16 protein-coding genes are annotated in these 18126 nt (G+C 71.4%); 10 read left to right on the forward strand and 6 right to left on the reverse strand.

Annotated elements, in window-relative coordinates; all coding sequences use genetic code 11:
• Nucleotides 1–51: 51 nt before the first annotated feature.
• Both QC282_RS05980 and QC282_RS05985 read right to left on the reverse strand, forming a co-directional pair.
• Nucleotides 52–789 carry a bifunctional 2-polyprenyl-6-hydroxyphenol methylase/3-demethylubiquinol 3-O-methyltransferase UbiG gene (locus QC282_RS05980; protein ID WP_279548140.1) on the reverse strand — a complete coding sequence of 246 codons (738 nt, stop codon included), beginning with the start codon at nucleotides 787–789 and terminating at the stop codon, nucleotides 52–54.
• 86 nt (nucleotides 790–875) lie between these two features.
• Nucleotides 876–1499, reverse strand: a complete 624-nt coding sequence (locus QC282_RS05985) for a DUF3043 domain-containing protein (protein ID WP_279548141.1) — start codon at nucleotides 1497–1499, stop codon at nucleotides 876–878.
• A 258-nt stretch (nucleotides 1500–1757) separates the two neighbouring features.
• Here QC282_RS05985 and QC282_RS05990 point away from each other — a divergent pair, with 258 nt between their 5' ends.
• The 5 genes from QC282_RS05990 to QC282_RS06010 all read left to right on the forward strand — a co-directional run bounded on the left by QC282_RS05990 (nucleotide 1758) and on the right by QC282_RS06010 (nucleotide 8224).
• The gene (locus tag QC282_RS05990) at nucleotides 1758–2543 is read left to right on the forward strand and encodes a PspA/IM30 family protein (RefSeq protein WP_279548142.1); all 786 of its coding nucleotides are present in this window, start codon (nucleotides 1758–1760) and stop codon (nucleotides 2541–2543) included.
• 40 nt (nucleotides 2544–2583) lie between these two features.
• Nucleotides 2584–2868, forward strand: a complete 285-nt coding sequence (locus tag QC282_RS05995; protein ID WP_279548143.1) for a hypothetical protein — start codon at nucleotides 2584–2586, stop codon at nucleotides 2866–2868.
• A gap of 98 nt (nucleotides 2869–2966) precedes the next feature.
• Entirely contained in the window at nucleotides 2967–4196 is a 1230-nt protein-coding gene (locus QC282_RS06000; RefSeq protein WP_279548144.1) for a sensor histidine kinase, read from the forward strand.
• Between the two features lie 52 nt (nucleotides 4197–4248).
• On the forward strand, nucleotides 4249–4929 hold the full coding sequence (locus tag QC282_RS06005; protein ID WP_279548145.1) for a response regulator transcription factor: 681 nt from the start codon (nucleotides 4249–4251) through the stop codon (nucleotides 4927–4929).
• 187 nt (nucleotides 4930–5116) lie between these two features.
• On the forward strand, nucleotides 5117–8224 hold the full coding sequence (locus tag QC282_RS06010; RefSeq protein ID WP_279548146.1) for an efflux RND transporter permease subunit: 3108 nt from the start codon (nucleotides 5117–5119) through the stop codon (nucleotides 8222–8224).
• A 148-nt stretch (nucleotides 8225–8372) separates the two neighbouring features.
• On the opposite strand, the gene nadA is transcribed toward QC282_RS06010, so the two are convergent.
• On the reverse strand, nucleotides 8373–9557 hold the full coding sequence (gene nadA, locus QC282_RS06015; RefSeq protein ID WP_279548147.1) for a quinolinate synthase NadA: 1185 nt from the start codon (nucleotides 9555–9557) through the stop codon (nucleotides 8373–8375).
• Between the two features lie 324 nt (nucleotides 9558–9881).
• On the opposite strand from nadA, the gene erpA reads away from it, so the two are divergent.
• Complete coding sequence (gene erpA / locus QC282_RS06020) at nucleotides 9882–10238, forward strand: iron-sulfur cluster insertion protein ErpA (protein WP_279548148.1); 357 nt, start codon at nucleotides 9882–9884, stop codon at nucleotides 10236–10238.
• A gap of 94 nt (nucleotides 10239–10332) precedes the next feature.
• Here erpA and QC282_RS06025 read toward each other — a convergent pair whose 3' ends face one another.
• Together QC282_RS06025 and QC282_RS06030 are read right to left on the reverse strand one after the other, a co-directional pair.
• Nucleotides 10333–11898 (reverse strand): hypothetical protein, encoded by a 1566-nt coding sequence (locus QC282_RS06025; protein ID WP_279548149.1) that lies wholly within the window; start codon nucleotides 11896–11898, stop codon nucleotides 10333–10335.
• A gap of 88 nt (nucleotides 11899–11986) precedes the next feature.
• Complete coding sequence (locus tag QC282_RS06030; RefSeq protein ID WP_279548150.1) at nucleotides 11987–12196, reverse strand: hypothetical protein; 210 nt, start codon at nucleotides 12194–12196, stop codon at nucleotides 11987–11989.
• A gap of 129 nt (nucleotides 12197–12325) precedes the next feature.
• On the opposite strand from QC282_RS06030, the gene QC282_RS06035 reads away from it, so the two are divergent.
• The gene (locus QC282_RS06035) at nucleotides 12326–13300 is read left to right on the forward strand and encodes a carbohydrate kinase family protein (protein ID WP_279548151.1); all 975 of its coding nucleotides are present in this window, start codon (nucleotides 12326–12328) and stop codon (nucleotides 13298–13300) included.
• A gap of 15 nt (nucleotides 13301–13315) precedes the next feature.
• Here the strand turns inward: QC282_RS06035 and QC282_RS06040 are convergent, their stop codons facing one another.
• A complete protein-coding gene (locus tag QC282_RS06040; protein ID WP_279548152.1) occupies nucleotides 13316–14701 on the reverse strand; it encodes a cysteine desulfurase/sulfurtransferase TusA family protein in 1386 nt (461 codons plus the stop codon).
• A gap of 303 nt (nucleotides 14702–15004) precedes the next feature.
• Here QC282_RS06040 and coxB point away from each other — a divergent pair, with 303 nt between their 5' ends.
• Genes coxB through QC282_RS06055 form a run of 3 tightly spaced genes read left to right on the forward strand, consistent with a single transcriptional unit; the run spans nucleotide 15005 to nucleotide 18098 of the window.
• Nucleotides 15005–15964: a cytochrome c oxidase subunit II gene (gene coxB / locus QC282_RS06045; RefSeq protein WP_279548153.1), complete on the forward strand. Its 960-nt coding sequence runs from the start codon at nucleotides 15005–15007 to the stop codon at nucleotides 15962–15964.
• Nucleotides 15961–17703, forward strand: a complete 1743-nt coding sequence (gene ctaD, locus QC282_RS06050) for a cytochrome c oxidase subunit I (RefSeq protein ID WP_279548154.1) — start codon at nucleotides 15961–15963, stop codon at nucleotides 17701–17703. The genes coxB and ctaD overlap by 4 nt, the downstream gene beginning before the upstream one ends.
• The gene (locus QC282_RS06055) at nucleotides 17700–18098 is read left to right on the forward strand and encodes a cytochrome c oxidase subunit 4 (RefSeq protein ID WP_279548155.1); all 399 of its coding nucleotides are present in this window, start codon (nucleotides 17700–17702) and stop codon (nucleotides 18096–18098) included. Before ctaD ends, QC282_RS06055 begins: the two co-directional genes overlap by 4 nt.
• Nucleotides 18099–18126 lie beyond the last annotated feature (28 nt).

Below are 18126 nucleotides of genomic sequence, written 5' to 3' on the forward strand. Positions count from 1 at the left end.
GCACGACGAAGGGGGCGGCCCACCGGGGCCGCCCCCTTCGTCGTGCCGTGCTCAGTCCCGCACGCCGCACAGGTGCAGCAGCGCGGCCACCCCGCGGTACGGGTCCGTGCGCCCCGCCCGCTCCTCGACCGCGAGCAGCGTCCCCGGGTCGGCCGGCGGCTCCGCGTCGTCGGCCGCCGTGTCCGTGAAGACCCGCACCCCGTACCAGGTGTGCAGCGGCGCCCCGATGCCCGCGAGCGTTCCCGTCAGCTTGCTCAGCCGGTCGGCCCGCCCGTCGGACACCGCCCGGACCGGCGTTCCCCCGTCCGGGCGAACCCGGGGGTGGGGCAGACGCTCGGCCGTGTCGAACGCGGCCAGCGCCCCGGCCCAGTCGCCGGACAGACCCGGCCGCATCGCGAGCGCGTCGCCGTTGCGGACCACCAGGGACAGCAGCCCGCCGTGCGCGAGCATCCGCGCGAGCCCGGCCAGCAGCGGGTCCGGCTCCTCGACGTGCATCAGCACACCGTGGCACAGCACCACGTCGAAGCTGCCCGGCAGGAAGTGCACGCCGGTGTCGCGGCCGTCGCCCTCGATGATCCGCATCCGCTCCCGGACGCCCTCCGGCTCGCCCGCCAGCGCCGTACGCGCCGCGGCGATCAGCGCCGGGTCCTGCTCAAGACCGGTCACCTGATGCCCGGCCCGCACCAGCCGCAGCGCCTGCGCGCCCCGGCCCATGCCGACGTCGAGCACCCGCAGCCGGCGCCCGACCGGGAACCGTCCGGCGAGCTGCTCGTCGAGCTGCCGGGCCACCAGTTCCCGACGGACGAGATCACGCAGTCCGCCCGGCCCGCTCAGCCGGGCGGCATCGGCCGTACCCGAGGTGAACGACGTCGTGCTCAGGGCCGCTCTCCGCGCTTGACCTGCGGCTTCGGCAGCCGGAGCCGGCGCATCTGCAGCGACCGCATCAGCGCGTAGGCGACGGCGCCGCGCTTGTTCTCGTCGGGGAAGCGCTCGTTCAGCTGCTTCTTCAGCCGGAAACCGGTGACCACGGAGTCGAGCACGATCAGCACGATCACCACGAGCCACAGCAGCAGCGCGACGTTCTGCAGGGAGGCCACGCGCACCATGCTCAGCACGAGGATGACGACGGCCATCGGCAGGAAGAACTCCGCGATGTTGAACCGGGAGTCGACGAAGTCACGCGCGAAGCGGCGGACCGGGCCCTTGTCGCGGGCCGGCAGGTACCGCTCGTCGCCGCTGGCCAGCGCCTGGCGCTGACGCTCCAGCGCGGCACGGCGCTCCTCGCGCTGCCGCTTCGCCGCGTCCTTGCGGGACATCGACGTGTTGGCGACGCTGCGGCGCTGCGACTGGGCCTGGCTGCGCTTGGGCGTGGGGCGGCCCTTGGGGGCCTCCGGATGACGGGGGTTCTTGGAGTCGGTCACCGTCTCGGCGGACGGAGCCTTCTCTTCCTTGGCACGGCTACGGAACACAAAGCCCAAGGGTACGGGGTGCGGCGGCATGGGCAGCAGCCCGGTGGGGAACGATCCCGCAACACCAGTCGTCTCTTACAGGACAGAAGGGGACGGCACCGGACAGCGAGTACGGGGATCACCTACTCCCTGCGCCGGACCGCGCGAGCAGTCAGTCGTCCTTGGGGATGAGCGCATCCGTCCCCGAACAGTGCGGTAATGGATGCAGGGCCCGTACTGTGGGTTCTGTCGCAGCAGCTGGAGCCGGAGTCCGTCAGAAGGGGGCGCGCGAAGCCCATGAGCGGTGTCATGAAGCGTATGGGGATGATCTTCCGCGCGAAGGCGAACAAGGCCCTTGACCGGGCCGAGGACCCGCGCGAGACCCTCGATTACTCGTACCAGAAGCAGCTTGAGCTGCTCCAGAAGGTGCGCCGTGGCGTGGCCGACGTGGCCACGTCGCGCAAGCGCCTGGAGCTCCAGCTCAACCAGCTGCAGTCCCAGTCCTCCAAGCTGGAGGACCAGGGCCGCAAGGCGCTCGCGCTGGGCCGCGAGGACCTGGCCCGCGAGGCGCTCTCCCGCCGCGCCGCCCTCCAGCAGCAGGTCACGGACCTGGAGACCCAGCACGCCACCCTCCAGGGCGAGGAGGAGAAGCTCACCCTGGCGGCCCAGCGCCTGCAGGCCAAGGTCGACGCCTTCCGCACGAAGAAGGAGACGATCAAGGCCACCTACACCGCGGCCCAGGCGCAGACCCGGATCGGCGAGGCCTTCTCCGGCATTTCCGAGGAGATGGGCGACGTCGGCCTGGCGATCCAGCGGGCCGAGGACAAGACCGCGCAGCTCCAGGCGCGGGCCGGCGCGATCGACGAGCTGCTCGCCTCCGGCGCCCTGGACGACCAGTCCGGCATGCACAAGGACGACATCCAGGCCGAGCTGGACCGGCTCTCCGGTGGTACGGATGTAGAGCTGGAACTGCAGCGCATGAAGGCGGAGCTGGCCGGAGGTTCGGCCGACGGACAGCAGGCCATCGAGGGCGGCACGGGCCGGCAGCAGTCCCAGCAGCAGCCGCAGGACACCCCGCGCTTCGACAAGCAGTAACCACCACGCAGCGGCCGGGGCCCACGCCGAGGAGGGCGACATGATCGTACGGATCATGGGGGAGGGACAGGTGAGGCTGGCCGACAGCCACCTCGCCGAACTCGACAAACTGGACGACGAGCTCCTGGCCGAGATGGAGAACGGCGACGGACCGGGCTTCCGCCGCACGCTCCAGGCCCTCCTCGCCGAGGTCCGCGCCCTCGGCGAGCCCCTGCCGGACGAGTCCCTGGAGCCCTCCGACCTGATCCTGCCGTCCTCGGACGCGACGCTGGACGAGGTGAGGGAACTGCTCAGCGACAACGGCGGCCTGATCCCCGGAGCCTGAGCGGGCCGGTCGGGGCCGAAGGTGGCCCGGGGCGCGGCCCGGCCCGGTCGCGCCGACGCCGGCCACGAAACGGCCGCGGGTCCGTACAGTTGGCAGGCGTGACCTCCCTCGACCGCGCCAGACGCCGGCTCAAGGCCCACCCCATGGCGCTCGACGCGGCCATCGCGGCCGGCGTGCTCGCATGCATGGTCGCCGGATCGTTCGTCGAGCCGCACCACGGCAACCGCATCACCTGGGGCGTACGCACCCCGGACGCGCTGAGCCTGGTGCTCATGACCCTGTGCGCCGCCGCGCTCGTCCTGCGCCGCCGGGTCCCGAGAACGGTGCTCGCCGTCACCGGCACCCTGTCCCTCGTCGAGTTCGTCACCGGCGACCCCCGCGCCCCCGTCGCCATGTCCGCCGTCATCGCCCTCTACACGGTGGCCGCCTCCACCGACCGCCCCACCGCCTGGCGCATCGGCCTGCTCACCATGTCCGTGCTGACCGGCGTCGCCATGATCGCCGGCCCGCTGCCCTGGTACGCGCAGGAGAACCTGGGCATCTTCGCCTGGACCGGCATGGCCGCGGCCGCCGGCGACGCCATCCGCAGCCGCCGCGCCTTCGTCCAGGCCGTGCAGGAACGCGCCGAACGCGCCGAACGCACCCGCGAGGAGGAGGCCCGCCGGCGCGTCGCCGAGGAGCGGCTGCGCATCGCACGGGACCTGCACGACGTCGTCGCCCACCACATCGCCCTGGTCAACGTGCAGGCCGGCGTCGCCGCGCACGTCATGGACAAGCGGCCCGACCAGGCCAAGGAGGCCCTCGCGCACGTACGGGAGGCCAGCCGGTCGGCGCTCAACGAACTGCGCGCCACCGTCGGCCTGCTGCGCCAGTCCGGCGACCCGGAGGCCCCCACCGAACCGGCGCCGGGCCTGGACCGCCTGGACGAACTCGTCGGCACCTTCCGCAGCGCCGGACTGCACGTCGAGGTCGCCCGCGCCGACCAGGGCAGCACCCCGCCCGCCGCCGTCGACCTGGCCGCGTACCGGATCATCCAGGAGGCCCTCACCAACGTGCAGAAGCACGCGGGTACCGAGGCGAGGGCGGAGGTCAGCGTCGTACGCGTGGGACCCCACATCGAGATCACCGTCCTGGACGACGGGACCGGCGAGGCCGAGCGCCCGGTGTCCGGCGGCGGGCACGGGCTGCTCGGCATGCGGGAGCGCGTCACCGCCCTGCGCGGCACCCTCACCACCGGTCCCCGCTTCGGGGGCGGCTTCCGCGTCCATGCGATCCTGCCGCTCAAGGCCCGCACGCCCGCCACACCAGAGACCGAACCGTCCACGTGACACCGGCCGCACGACAGCGTCCACGTGGCCGCCGCACCCGGGGGGACCCCGCATGACCATCCGTGTCCTGCTCGCCGACGACCAGGCACTGCTGCGCAGCGCGTTCCGGGTCCTCGTCGACTCCGAGCCCGACATGGAGGTGGTCGGGGAGGCGTCCGACGGCGCCGAGGCCGTGCGGCTGGCGAAGGAGCGGCAGGCCGACGTCGTGCTGATGGACATCCGGATGCCCGGCACCGACGGCCTCGCCGCCACCCGCCTGATCAGCGCCGACCCCTCCCTCGCTCAGGTCCGCGTGGTCATACTGACCACCTTCGAGGTGGACGACTACGTGGTGCAGTCGCTGCGCGCGGGCGCCTCCGGCTTCCTCGGCAAGGGCTCCGAGCCCGACGAGCTGCTGAACGCGATCCGCGTCGCGGCGGGCGGCGAGGCGCTGCTGTCGCCGACCGCGACGAAGGGCCTGATCGCCCGCTTCCTCGCCCAGCGGGACACCGACGACGAACGGGACCCGGCCCGCGCCGAGCGACTGGACGCGCTGACGGTGCGGGAGCGCGAGGTGCTGGTGCAGGTCGCGGGCGGCCACTCCAACGACGAGATCGCCGAGCGCCTGGAGGTCAGCCCGCTCACGGTCAAGACGCACGTCAACCGGGCCATGGCCAAGCTCGGCGCCCGCGACCGGGCCCAACTCGTGGTGATGGCGTACGAGTCCGGGCTGGTACGTCCAAGGGTGGACTGAGCCCGGCACGGCCCTACTGCGCCCGCAGTACGGGCCGCCCGGGAAATGGACCAGAGGGCTACGACCGGGCCGCCTTCCGTGGCCCAGGGTGTAGGAGGCGGGCACGGCATGCCCGCGCCTTCGTGCTTCTGCCGGCTCCGATCCCAGAAGCGCTTCGCCGTTTTCCACGGAAGAGGGACCCTCACCCATGTCCTGGCTGTCGAGATTCAGCCTCGCCCAACGGGCCCTGATAGGCCTCATGTCGATCGTCGCGCTCGTCTTCGGGGCGATCGCGATCCCGCAGCTGAAGCAGCAACTCCTGCCCACCATCGAACTGCCCATGGTGTCGGTGCTCGCCCCCTACCGGGGCGCCTCCCCCGACGTCGTCGAGAAGCAGGTCGTCGAGCCCATCGAGGACAACCTCGAAGCCGTCGACGGCATCACCGGCGTCACCTCCACGGCCAGTGAGGGCAACGCCGTCATCATGGCGTCCTTCGACTACGGCAACGACACCAAGCAACTCGTCGCCGACGTCCAGCAGGCCGTCAACCGGGCCCGGGTGATGCTTCCCGACGACGTGGAACCGCAGGTCGTCGCCGGCTCCACGGACGACATCCCGACCGTCGTCCTCGCCGTCACCTCCGACAAGGACCAGCAGGCCCTGGCCGACCAGCTCGACCGGACCGTCGTGCCGGACCTGAAGGGCATCGACGGCGTCGGCCAGGTCACGGTCGACGGCGTCCGCGACGTCGAGATCACCGTCACGCCCGACGACGCGAAACTCGCCAGGGCCGGCCTGACCACGCAGGCCCTCGCGCAGGCCCTCCAGGCGGGCGGCGCGACCGTCCCGGCCGGCTCCTTCGACGAGGACGGTGCCAACCGCACCGTCCAGGTGGGCGGCGGCTTCACCTCGGTCAAGCAGATCAAGGACCTGACGGTCCGGGGCGAGGGCAGGAAGCCGGTGCGCCTCGGCGACGTCGCCACCGTCGCGCAGGAGGAGGCCGGGGCCGACTCCATCGCCCGCACCAACGGCCGCCCCAGCCTCGCCGTCGCCCTCACCATGGACCACGACGGCAGCGCGGTCGCCGTCTCCGAGGCCGTCCAGGACATGCTCCCCGAGCTGCGCGCCGACCTCGGTGCGGGCGCCACGCTCACCGTGGTCAGCGACCAGGGCCCGGCCGTGTCCAAGTCCATCGAGGGCCTGACCACCGAGGGCGGGCTCGGCCTGCTCTTCGCCGTCCTCGTCATCCTGGTCTTCCTCGCGTCGATCCGCTCGACGCTCGTGACGGCGGTGAGCATCCCGCTGTCCGTCGTGCTCGCCCTGATCGTGCTGTGGACGCGGGACCTGTCCCTCAACATGCTCACGCTGGGCGCGCTGACCATCGCGGTCGGCCGCGTCGTCGACGACTCCATCGTCGTCCTGGAGAACATCAAGCGGCACCTCGGCTACGGCGAGGCGCGCCAGGAGGCCATCCTCAAGGCGGTCCGCGAGGTCGCGGGCGCGGTCACCTCCTCCACGCTCACCACGGTCGCCGTGTTCCTGCCGATCGGCCTGGTCGGCGGCATGGTGGGCGAGCTGTTCGGCTCGTTCAGCCTGACGGTGACGGCCGCCCTGCTGGCGTCCCTCCTCGTCTCCCTGACGGTCGTGCCGGTCCTGTCGTACTGGTTCCTGCGCCCGCCGAAGGGCACCCCCGAGGACGCCGGCGAGGCGCGCCGGCTCGCGGAGGAGAAGGAGGCCAGGAGCCGCCTGCAGCGGATCTACGTCCCCGTCCTGCGTTTCGCCACCCGCCGCCGGCTCACCAGCGTGCTGCTCGCGGCCGTGGTCCTCATCGGCACGTTCGGCATGGCGCCGCTGCTGAAGACGAACTTCTTCGACCAGGGCGAGCAGCAAGTCCTCAGCGTCAAGCAGGAGTTGGAGCCCGGCACCAGCCTCGCGGCGACCGACGCGGCGGCCCGCGAGGTGGAGAAGATGCTCGCCGGCGTGGACGGCGTCAAGGACTACCAGGTGACCGTCGGCTCGTCCGGCTTCATGGCGGCCTTCGGCGGCGGCACCGACACCAACCAGGCCTCGTACCAGGTGATGCTGGAGGACTCCGCGTCCTTCGAGGACGTACGCGACGACATCGAGGCCGGGCTGAAGAGGCTCGACGGCGCCGGCACCACCAGGGTCGCCGCCGGTGACGGCTTCGGCAGCCAGGACCTGAGCGTCGTCGTGAAGGCGGCCGACGCCGAGGTGCTGCGCCGGGCGGCCGACCAGGTCCGCGACACGGTGGCCGGCCTGGACGACGTCACGGACGTCACCAGCGACCTGTCGCAGAGCGTGCCGCGCATCTCGGTGCGGGCCAACGAGAAGGCCGCGGCGGCCGGTGTGGACCAGCAGACCCTGGGCGCGGCCGTCGCCAACGCCGTACGCGGCACCACGGCCGGCAAGGCGGTCCTGGACGACACCGAGCGCGACATCGTCATCCGCTCGGCGAAGCCGGCCAGGACGCTGGAGGAGCTGAAGAAGCTGCCGCTCGGCCCGGTGAAGCTCGGCGACGTCGCCACCGTGCGGCTGGTGGACGGCCCGGTCTCCATGACCCGCATCGACGGGCAGCGCGCGGCGACGATCACCGCGCGGCCGACCGCCGACAACACGGGCGCGGTCAGCGGCGAACTCCAGTCGGAGATCGACGCGTTGAAGCTCCCGGCGGGCGCCACGGCGGAGATCGGCGGTGTCTCGCAGGACCAGGACGAGGCGTTCGCGAACCTCGGCCTCGCCATGCTGGCGGCCATCGCGATCGTGTTCATGCTGCTGGTCGGCACGTTCCGCTCGCTCGCGCAGCCGCTGATCCTGCTGGTGTCCATCCCGTTCGCGGCGACCGGCGCGATCGGCCTGCTGGTCGCCACGGGCACCCCGATGGGCGTCCCGGCGATGATCGGCATGCTGATGCTGATCGGCATCGTGGTGACGAACGCGATCGTCCTGATCGACCTGATCAACCAGTACCGCAAGCAGGGCTACGGCGTCGTCGAGGCGGTCGTCGAGGGCGGCCGGCACCGGCTGCGGCCCATCCTGATGACGGCGCTGGCGACGATCTTCGCGCTGCTGCCCATGGCGCTGGGCGTCACGGGCGAGGGCGGCTTCATCGCGCAGCCGCTCGCGGTGGTCGTGATCGGCGGCCTGATCACGTCGACGCTGCTGACCCTGCTGCTGGTGCCGACGCTGTACGCGATGCTGGAGCTGCGCAAGGAGCGCAGGCTCCGCAAGCGGCAGGCCGAGCGGGACAAGCGCGCGGACGCGGAAGAGGCCGCGCCCGAGCCGGCCGGGGTGTAGGTGCCGCGCCCACCGCGCGGTGCGGCTCGGGCCCGGCACCGTCCGTGGCTCATGAGTGAAGGGCCCCGCCCCCGGGATGCCGTGAGGCACTCGGGGGCGGGGCCCTTTTCCGGCCGGCCCGCGCGGGCAGTCGGGCGGGGACGAACCGTTACGGCAGCGCCAGCATCCGCTCCAGCGCCAGCTTCGCGAACGCCTCCGTCTCCTTGTCCACCTCGATGCGGTTGACCAGCTTGCCGTCGGCGAGGGACTCCAGCGCCCACACCAGGTGCGGCAGGTCGATGCGGTTCATCGTGGAGCAGAAGCAGACCGTCTTGTCGAGGAACACGATCTCCTTGCCCTCGGAGGCGAAGCGGTTCGCCAGCCTGCGGACCAGGTTCAGCTCCGTGCCGATGGCCCACTTGGAGCCGGCCGGGGCCGCCTCCAGCGTCTTGATGATGTACTCGGTCGAGCCGACGTGGTCCGCCGCCGCGACGACCTCGTGCTTGCACTCGGGGTGCACCAGGACGTTGACGCCCGGGATGCGCTCGCGCACGTCGTTCACCGAGTCCAGGCTGAAGCGGCCGTGCACCGAGCAGTGGCCGCGCCACAGGATCATCCTCGCGCCGCGCAGCTCGTCGGCGGTCAGCCCGCCGTTGGGCTTGTGCGGGTTGTAGACGACGCAGTCCTCCAGGGACATGCCCATGTCGCGGACGGCGGTGTTGCGGCCGAGGTGCTGGTCCGGCAGGAACAGGACCTTCTCGCCCTGTTCGAAGGCCCACTCCAGGGCCCGCCGGGCGTTGGACGAGGTGCAGATCGTGCCGCCGTGCTTGCCCGTGAACGCCTTGATGTCCGCGGACGAGTTCATGTACGAGACGGGCACGACCCGCTCGGCCACGCCCGCCTCGGTCAGCACGTCCCAGCACTCGGCGACCTGCTCGGCCGTCGCCATGTCGGCCATCGAGCAGCCGGCGGCGAGGTCGGGCAGCACGACCTTCTGGTCGTCGGACGTCAGGATGTCCGCGGACTCCGCCATGAAGTGCACGCCGCAGAACACGATGTACTCCGCCTCCGGGCGCGCGGCGGCGTCCCGGGCCAGCTTGAAGGAGTCGCCCGTGACGTCGGCGAACTGGATGACCTCGTCGCGCTGGTAGTGGTGGCCGAGCACGAAGACCTTGTCGCCCAGCCGCTCCTTGGCCGCGCGGGCGCGCTCCACCAGGTCCGGGTCGGACGGCGAGGGCAGGTCGCCGGGACACTCCACGCCGCGCTCGCTCCTCGGGTCGGCCTCGCGGCCGAGGAGCAGCAGGGCGAGGGGCGTCGGCTGGACGTCGAGCTCCTGGGGCTGGGCGGTGGTCACGACACGCACCCTTTCTGTTCTGCGGCTCGCCGGGGCCGGAAGACCGGCCCCGGCGGGACATGCGGGACACCGATACGACTTTTCGTCGGATTGACGCTATTTATCATAACCGCTTCACGTCAGTTTGACGATGGCCATAGCGTCTGTGTGACGTGAATCCCGGCGGGCGCCGATTCATTCCCCGAAGAGGCGTTTTCCGCGTCCCCCGGCGTGTGCGAGCATGAAGACGGAGCCGAAAAGACACGCCCGGCCCGGAATGAATCCGCGGCCCCGCCGGTTGCAACCGTCGGCAAGCAGTCTCCGTACAACCCGGGAGAGATGTAGATGTCCGTATCGGACGAGACCACCACCGTCACCGACGGCATCATCCTGACCGACGCCGCCGCGTCCAAGGTCAAGGCGCTGCTCGACCAGGAAGGCCGTGACGACCTGGCGCTGCGCGTCGCCGTCCAGCCCGGCGGCTGCTCCGGCCTGCGCTACCAGCTGTTCTTCGACGAGCGCTCCCTCGACGGCGACGTGAAGAAGGACTTCGACGGGGTCAAGGTCGTCACCGACCGGATGAGCGCCCCGTACCTGGGCGGCGCCACCATCGACTTCGTGGACACCATCGAGAAGCAGGGCTTCACGATCGACAACCCGAACGCGACGGGTTCCTGCGCCTGCGGCGACTCCTTCAGCTGAGTCCCGGCCCGCACGCGGCTGAGCCCCGGCACGCACGCGAAAGGCGGCGCCCCCCGCGGAGGGAAGCGCCGCCTTTCGCGTGCCCGCGACGGGTCTACCGCGCCTGCGGCAGCCGCGCCCCCGGCTTCTCCAGCGGGACCGGCTCGCCGTCCGTGCCGACCACCGCGCGGTCGCCGAGCGGCGCGTCCAACCGCACGGTCAGGTGATGCACCTTGGCGATCAGGATGCACACCTTGCCCGGCCGCGGCGTCTCGGTCACCTTCACCGTCACCTTGCCGCCGCTCTCGCTCGCCGTCGCCGCGTAGTCGGCGCAGACCCCGCCCGTGAAGCTCACGGTCAGCTCCGTGCCCTCGGCGGTGTAGCCGTCGACGGCGACGTTCCGCGGCTTGCCGGTCCGCTCCTCGTCCGGTCCGGTCGGCCGCGGGCTGGGCCGCTCGGTCGGCCCCGCCGGCGGCGTAGCGGAGGTGATGTACCGCGGGTCGACCGCCGGGTGCGTCACGGTGAACGGGTCCTTCGCACCCGGCGCCCGCACCTCGAACAGCCAGGACGGCACCAGCGCCTGCCGGCCCGACACGAACTGCGCGGCCAGCCCGAACACCGCCTTCTCGACCGTGAGCGTCTGCCGCTTCGGCTCCGGGCTCGTCAGGTCGGTGCCCGGCTCGCACGGCGCCTGCGACCCGTCCTCGTGCGGCACGGGACTGGCGCAGCCGCCGATCCCCACCGGCCCGCCGCCCGGCGCCGCGTTCATCAGCTCCAGCGTCCGCTTCGCGTCCAGGACGGGATACGTGTCGCCCTTCACCGGCGCCTTCAGCTGACCGCTCGCGCCGACCACCTCGCCGCCCGCGCCCACCGTGACGCCCGTGCTCCAGCCGTACGTCGGCAGCCCGCCGACCAGCGGCTCGGCGTTCACCACCCGGTTCGCGCCCTGGGCCCGGCCCGCCGTGACCTTCGCGTCGTCCTGGCCCACCGCCTTCAGCACCGGCGCGGCGGCCTTCCTCGCGGCCTCCTCGCTCACCGGGTCGGCCGCCGTCCCGCTCGCCGACTCGCCCGCGCACGTGAGCTTGCCCGTGCAGTTGTCGGTGCCGGGCGTGTACCGGTAGAAGGTCCAGGTGCCCGGCGCCTGCCGGTTCACCTGAAGACTGGGCCCCGCGCCGTCCTTCGCGCCGATCCTCCAGGCCTGCCCCTGCGCCACCGGCGTCCCGTCGACGCCCAGCGCCCCGGCGAGCCGGGCCACCTCGTCCTTGGTGACCTGCCCCGCCGCCCGGTACACCGGCGCCGAGCCCGGCCCCTGCGGCAGCTTCCCGTCGGCCCGGTAGACCGAGCCGTACGGGTTCGGCTCGCCCGGCGCGATGCCGGGGCCGCCGCTGTGGACGTAGCCGTCCAGGGGCAGCGGCGGGGGAGTGCCGCCACCGCCGGGCGCCCCCGACGCCGCCTTGTCGTCCGAACCGCCGGACGTGCTCGCGGCGAGGTACGCCCCGCCGCCGCCGACGACCAGCACGGCCGCCGCGACCGAGGCGACGATCACCGGCGTCCGCCGGGCCGTCAGCCCGGAGCCGCTCCCGTCGCCGTCGTCCCGAGCCCCGCCGGTGCCGGACACACCGGCCTCCTCGGCGCCGGTCTCGGCCGCGGCGTCGTCGTTGTCGGGTCGCTCGGTGTTCACCGCATCGCTCCTTCGGCTGCACAGCTGTCACAGGGGGACAGCGATGGGACGCAGCGGGGGAGCGAGCGGTTCCCCTGGGTGCGCCGGCTCAGTCGCCGTAGTCCGACATCGCGTCCAGCAGCCGGGCCGAGGTCGCCGGCACCCGCACGCCGTGGATGAGCGACGGCGGCACCGGGCGGGCCGCGCCCCGGTCCGGCACCGCCCAGTGCGGGGCCATCCGGGCGCAGTCGCCGCGCAGCGACGCCAGATCGGCGTCGCGCTCGTCCGGGGCGGGGGCGTGGACCTCTGGGTTCGTCATGACGGCACCGTATGCAGGTTGTCCCACGCGAAGAAAGCTCTACTATCGGGTAGTTTTCCCTGCTTCAGCGCCACCCCCCGACCCGGTAGCGTGAACTGTCAATCCGCCTCCCTTCTGGAGAAACCAGCCGTGCGCATCGCAGTCACCGGCTCCATCGCCACCGACCACCTCATGACCTTCCCCGGCCGCTTCGCCGACCAGCTCGTCGCGGACCAACTGCACACGGTCTCGCTGTCCTTCCTGGTCGACAACCTCGACGTCCGGCGGGGCGGCGTCGGCGCGAACATCGCCTTCGGCATGGGCCAGCTCGGCACCAGGCCGATCCTGGTCGGGGCCGCGGGCTTCGACTTCGACGAGTACCGGGCCTGGCTGGACCGGCACGGCGTCGACACCGAATCCGTGCGCATCTCTGAGACGCTGCACACCGCCCGCTTCGTGTGCACGACCGACTCCGACCACAACCAGATCGGCTCCTTCTACACGGGCGCCATGAGCGAGGCCCGCCTCATCGAGCTGCAGACCGTCGCCGAGCGCGTCGGCGGCCTCGACCTGGTCTCCATCGGCGCCGACGACCCCGAGGCGATGCTGCGGCACACCGAGGAGTGCCGCTCGCGGTCCATCCCGTTCGCCGCCGACTTCTCCCAGCAGATCGCCCGCATGGACGGCGACGAGATCCGCATCCTGCTGGACGGCGCGACGTACCTCTTCTCCAACGAGTACGAGAAGGGCCTCATCGAGAGCAAGACCGGCTGGAGCGACGCCGAGATCCTCTCCCGCGTCGGCCACCGCGTCACCACCCTCGGCGCGCGCGGCGTGCGCATCGAGCGGGCCGGCCAGGACCCGATCGAGGTCGGCTGCCCCGACGAGGAGCGCAAGGCCGACCCGACCGGCGTCGGCGACGCCTTCCGCGCCGGCTTCCTCTCCGGCCTGGTCTGGGGCGTCTCCCTGGAGCGCGCCGCGCAGATCGGCTGCATGCTCGCCACGCTCGTCATCGAGACGGTCGGCACCCAGGAGTACCAGCTGCGCCGCGGCCACTTCATGGAGCGCTTCACCAAGGCCTACGGCGACGAGGCCGCCGCCGAGGTCCAGGCGCACCTGGCCTGACCGCACGCGGCACGGCTACCCGAGCCGGCGGACCACGTACGCCGAACCCCGGTCCGCCGGCTCCTCGCCGACGTACTCCTGCCCCCGCATCTCGCACCACGCCGGGATGTCGAGGCGCGCGGCCTCGTCGTCCGCGAGGACCCGGACCGTGCCGCCCACCGGCACGTCCCCGATGACCTTGGCCAGCTCGATCACCGGGATCGGGCAGCGCCGCCCCACCGCGTCCACGACCACGGCGACGCCGGACTCCGGCCGCACCTCCCCGGCGGCGACCGGCGCGCCCAGCTTCTCCCGCACCCCCGCCACCGCCCCGGGCAGCGCCGCGAGGAACCGGTCGACGTCCTCCTCGGGCGTCCCGGCCGGCAGCGACACCCGGACGTTGCCCTCGCTCAGCACGCCCATCGCCCTCAGCACATGGCTGGGCGTCAGCGTGCTGCTCGTGCAGGACGAGCCGGACGACACGGAGAACCCCTCCCGGTCCAGCTCGTGCAGCAGGGTCTCCCCGTCGGCATAGAGACACGAGAACGTGACGACGCCGGGCAGCCGGCGCACCGGGTCCCCGACCACCTCCACGTCCGGCACCAGCTCCGGCACCCGCGCCCGAATCCGGTCCGTCAGCCGCCGCAGCCGCGCGGCCTCCGCGTCCGCCTCGGCCCGCACCGCCCGCAGCGACGCCGCTGCGGCCACGATCGCCGGCAGGTTCTCGAAACCGGCCGCCCGCCCCGACTCCCGTTCGTCCGACGGCCCCCGCACCGCGAACCGCACCCCCTTGCGGACGACGAGCAGCCCGACCCCCGGCGGCCCGCCCCACTTGTGCGCGCTCGCCGTCAGCAGCGACCAGCCGCCGGGCACCGGCCCCCACCCGAGCGACTGGGCGGCGTCCACCAGCAGCGGCACCCCCGCCGCCCGGCAGGCCTCGGCCACCTCCGCCACCGGCTGCTCCGTGCCCACCTCGTGGTTCGCGGACTGCAGACAGGCCAGCGCGGTGTCCGGCCGCAGCGCCGCCGCGTACGCCTTTGGGGCCACCGCACCCGTACGGTCCACCGCCACGTGAGTGACCGTCCCGCCGTCCGCCTCGTGCGTCTCGGCCGCGTGCAGCACCGAGGAGTGTTCGACGGCTGACACGATCAGGTGACGCCCGGCCCGCCGTCGCCCGGCCAGCGCCCCCGCCACTCCCGTGTGCACGGCCCGCGTCCCCGACGAGGTGAACACCAGCTCGTCCGGCCGGCACCCCACCGCCTCGGCGGCGGCCTCCCGCGCGGCGTCCAGCAGCATCCGCGCCCGCCGCCCCTCCCGGTACAACCGCCCCGGATCGGCCCACCCTTCGTCGAGAGAGGCCATCAGGGCCTGACGGGCGACGGGATGGAGGGGAGCGCCGGAAGCAGCATCGAAGTAGGCCACGCCCCCACGGTAGAACGCGCGTACGCCAAAAGGAGCGCGGGGAACCGCGCGATCAGCCACATACGACCCCGCACCCGCCGAACCATGAGCACAACCCCACCCATTGGGCGCCCCGCACCCCCCACAACGCCTCGTCAGGGTGACCCGCGGCGCGTATGCCCCCCTCCCCGCGACCCCCGGATGGGCGTCGGCTAGGGTTTGGTCCGCATAAACATCCAAACCCCTGCCCGACGCAGGGCGGCGACCAACCAACGAGAAGGCCGCAGCCAATCCGCGCGGGCGAGACTCTCGGGAAGGCGCTACGTGAGTCCCAACGGCTCCGACCGCTCGCCGCGGCGCCCGATGCGGCGGAAGCTGCTGCAGGCACTGACCGCGGGCCTGGTCCTGGCGACCGCCACCGGTTGCACATACGAGGACTTCCCCCGCCTCGGTATGCCCACCCCGACCACGGAAGAGGCTCCGCGGATCCTCTCCCTGTGGCAGGGCTCATGGGCTGCCGCGCTCGCCGTCGGCGTGCTGGTGTGGGGCCTGATCCTGTGGAGTGCATTCTTCCACCGGCGCAGCCGCACCAAGGTCGAAGTTCCCCCGCAGACCCGGTACAACATGCCCATCGAGGCCCTGTACACCGTGGTCCCGCTCATCATCGTCTCGGTCCTCTTCTACTTCACGGCCCGTGACGAGTCCGAGCTCCTGAAGCTCGAGAAGAAGCCCGACGTCACGGTCAACGTGGTCGGCTTCCAGTGGAGCTGGTGCTTCAACTACGTGGAGAGCGTCGACGGCTCCTCGGGGGACGCGAAGTCCGCCAAGGAACTGGACGCGATCCCGGACAGGTACAAGGACCAGTTCCCGGCGAACGCCGGCGGTGTCTACGACTGCGGTGTCCCCGGCACCCGGAACCCGCAGACCAACAACCCGGGCCCCACCCTCTGGCTGCCTGAGGGCCAGCGGGTCCGCTTCGTCCTCACCTCGCGCGACGTCATCCACTCCTTCTGGGTGGTGCCGTTCCTCATGAAGCAGGACGTCATCCCGGGCCACACCAACGCCTTCGAGGTGACCCCCAACAAGGAGGGCACCTTCCTGGGCAAGTGCGCCGAGCTGTGCGGCGTCGACCACTCCCGGATGCTGTTCAACGTGAAGGTCGTCTCCCAGGAGCGGTACGAGCAGCACCTCAAGGACCTCGCCAAGAAGGGGCAGACCGGTTACGTTCCCGCTGGCATCGCGCAGACGAGCCACGAGAAGAACCGGGAGACGAACCAACTGTGAGCATCGTCAACGAACCTCAGGGCGCCTCGGCGCCGACTGAAGACTCGTATTACGAGGACGAGCTGCCGGTACGGCGCAAGCAGCCCGGCAACGTCGTGGTGAAGTGGCTCACGACCACCGACCACAAGACGATCGGCACGCTGTACCTGGTGACGTCGTTCGCGTTCTTCTGCATCGGTGGCGTCATGGCTCTGCTCATGCGTGCCGAGCTGGCCCGCCCGGGCCTGCAGATCATGTCGAACGAGCAGTTCAACCAGGCGTTCACGATGCACGGCACGATCATGCTGCTGATGTTCGCGACGCCGCTGTTCGCCGGATTCGCGAACTGGATCATGCCGCTGCAGATCGGCGCGCCGGACGTGGCCTTCCCGCGGCTGAACATGTTCGCCTACTGGCTCTACCTGTTCGGCTCGCTGATCGCGGTCGCCGGTTTCCTCACCCCGCAGGGTGCGGCCGACTTCGGCTGGTTCGCCTACTCCCCGCTGTCGGACGCGGTCCGCTCGCCGGGCGTCGGCGCCGACATGTGGATCATGGGTCTGGCCTTCTCCGGCTTCGGCACCATTCTCGGCTCGGTCAACTTCATCACCACGATCATCTGCATGCGTGCCCCCGGCATGACCATGTTCCGCATGCCGGTGTTCACCTGGAACGTGCTGCTGACCGGTGTGCTGGTCCTGCTGGCCTTCCCGGTCCTGGCCGCCGCGCTCTTCGCGCTGGAGGCGGACCGCAAGTTCGGCGCGCACATCTTCGACCCGGCCAACGGCGGGGCGCTGCTGTGGCAGCACCTGTTCTGGTTCTTCGGCCACCCCGAGGTGTACATCATCGCGCTGCCGTTCTTCGGCATCATCAGTGAGGTCATCCCGGTCTTCAGCCGCCGCCCGATCTTCGGTTACATGAACCTGATCGCGGCGACCATCGCCATCGCCGGTCTCTCGGTGACGGTGTGGGCGCACCACATGTACGTCACCGGTGGCGTGCTGCTGCCGTTCTTCTCCTTCATGACGTTCCTGATCGCCGTCCCGACCGGCGTGAAGATCTTCAACTGGATCGGCACGATGTGGAAGGGCTCGCTGTCCTTCGAGACGCCGATGCTCTGGGCGATGGGCTTCCTCATCACCTTCACCTTCGGTGGCCTGACCGGCGTCATCCTGGCCTCGCCGCCGATGGACTTCCACATCTCCGACTCGTACTTCGTGGTGGCGCACTTCCACTACGTCGTGTTCGGCACCGTGGTCTTCGCGATGTTCTCCGGCTTCCACTTCTGGTGGCCGAAGTTCACCGGCAAGATGCTCGACGAGCGCCTCGGCAAGATCACCTTCTGGACGCTGTTCTTCGGCTTCCACGGCACGTTCCTGGTCCAGCACTGGCTGGGCGCCGAGGGCATGCCGCGCCGGTACGCCGACTACCTGGCGGCCGACGGCTTCACCGCCCTGAACACGATCTCGACGATCAGCTCGTTCGTGCTCGGCCTGTCGATCCTGCCGTTCTTCTACAACATCTGGAAGACCGCGAAGTACGGCAAGAAGATCGAGGTCGACGACCCGTGGGGCTACGGCCGTTCGCTCGAGTGGGCGACGTCCTGCCCGCCGCCGCGGCACAACTTCCTCACCCTGCCGCGGATCCGCAGTGAATCCCCGGCGTTCGACCTGCACCACCCGGAGATCGCCGCGCTCGACGAGCTCGAGAACGTCGGTCACGGGGAGAAGGCCCTCGCTGGGGGCAAGGAGGCCGGCAAGTGAAGATCCAGGGCAAGATGTTCATGTGGCTGAGCGTCTTCGTCCTCGCCATGGCGATCGTCTATGGCGTGTGGTCGAAGGAGCCGGCCGGTACCACGGCCCTTTTCCTGACCTTCGGTCTGTGCATCATGATCGGCTTCTACCTGGGCTTCACAGCCAAGCGGGTGGACGTCGGCGCGCAGGACGACAAGGAGGCGGACGTCGCGGACGACGCCGGCGAGGTCGGGTTCTTCAGCCCGCACAGCTGGCAGCCGCTGTCCCTGGCCGTCGGAGGCGCCTTCGCCTTCCTGTCCGTCGCCATCGGCTGGTGGCTGATGTACTTCTCGGCGCCGCTGGTCCTGATCGGCATCTGGGGCTGGGTCTTCGAGTACTACCGCGGTGAGAACCGCACCCAGTAGCACGAGCGAAACACCCGGGAGCCCGGAC

Origin of the sequence: Streptomyces sp. DH24 (assembly GCF_029813775.1) — a bacterium.
Classification (GTDB): Bacteria; Actinomycetota; Actinomycetes; order Streptomycetales; family Streptomycetaceae; genus Streptomyces.

Excerpts from the sequence above, each read along its gene's own strand:
- QC282_RS05995 (WP_279548143.1), top strand. The coding sequence starts at position 2,584 with ATGATCGTACGGATCATGGGGGAGGGACAGGTGAGGCTGGCCGACAGC.
- erpA (WP_279548148.1), top strand. The coding sequence starts at position 9,882 with ATGTCCGTATCGGACGAGACCACCACCGTCACCGACGGCATCATCCTG.
- QC282_RS06030 (WP_279548150.1), bottom strand. The coding sequence starts at position 12,196 with ATGACGAACCCAGAGGTCCACGCCCCCGCCCCGGACGAGCGCGACGCC.
- QC282_RS05985 (WP_279548141.1), bottom strand. The coding sequence starts at position 1,499 with ATGCCGCCGCACCCCGTACCCTTGGGCTTTGTGTTCCGTAGCCGTGCC.
- QC282_RS06010 (WP_279548146.1), top strand. The coding sequence starts at position 5,117 with ATGTCCTGGCTGTCGAGATTCAGCCTCGCCCAACGGGCCCTGATAGGC.
- QC282_RS05990 (WP_279548142.1), top strand. The coding sequence starts at position 1,758 with ATGAAGCGTATGGGGATGATCTTCCGCGCGAAGGCGAACAAGGCCCTT.
- QC282_RS06005 (WP_279548145.1), top strand. The coding sequence starts at position 4,249 with ATGACCATCCGTGTCCTGCTCGCCGACGACCAGGCACTGCTGCGCAGC.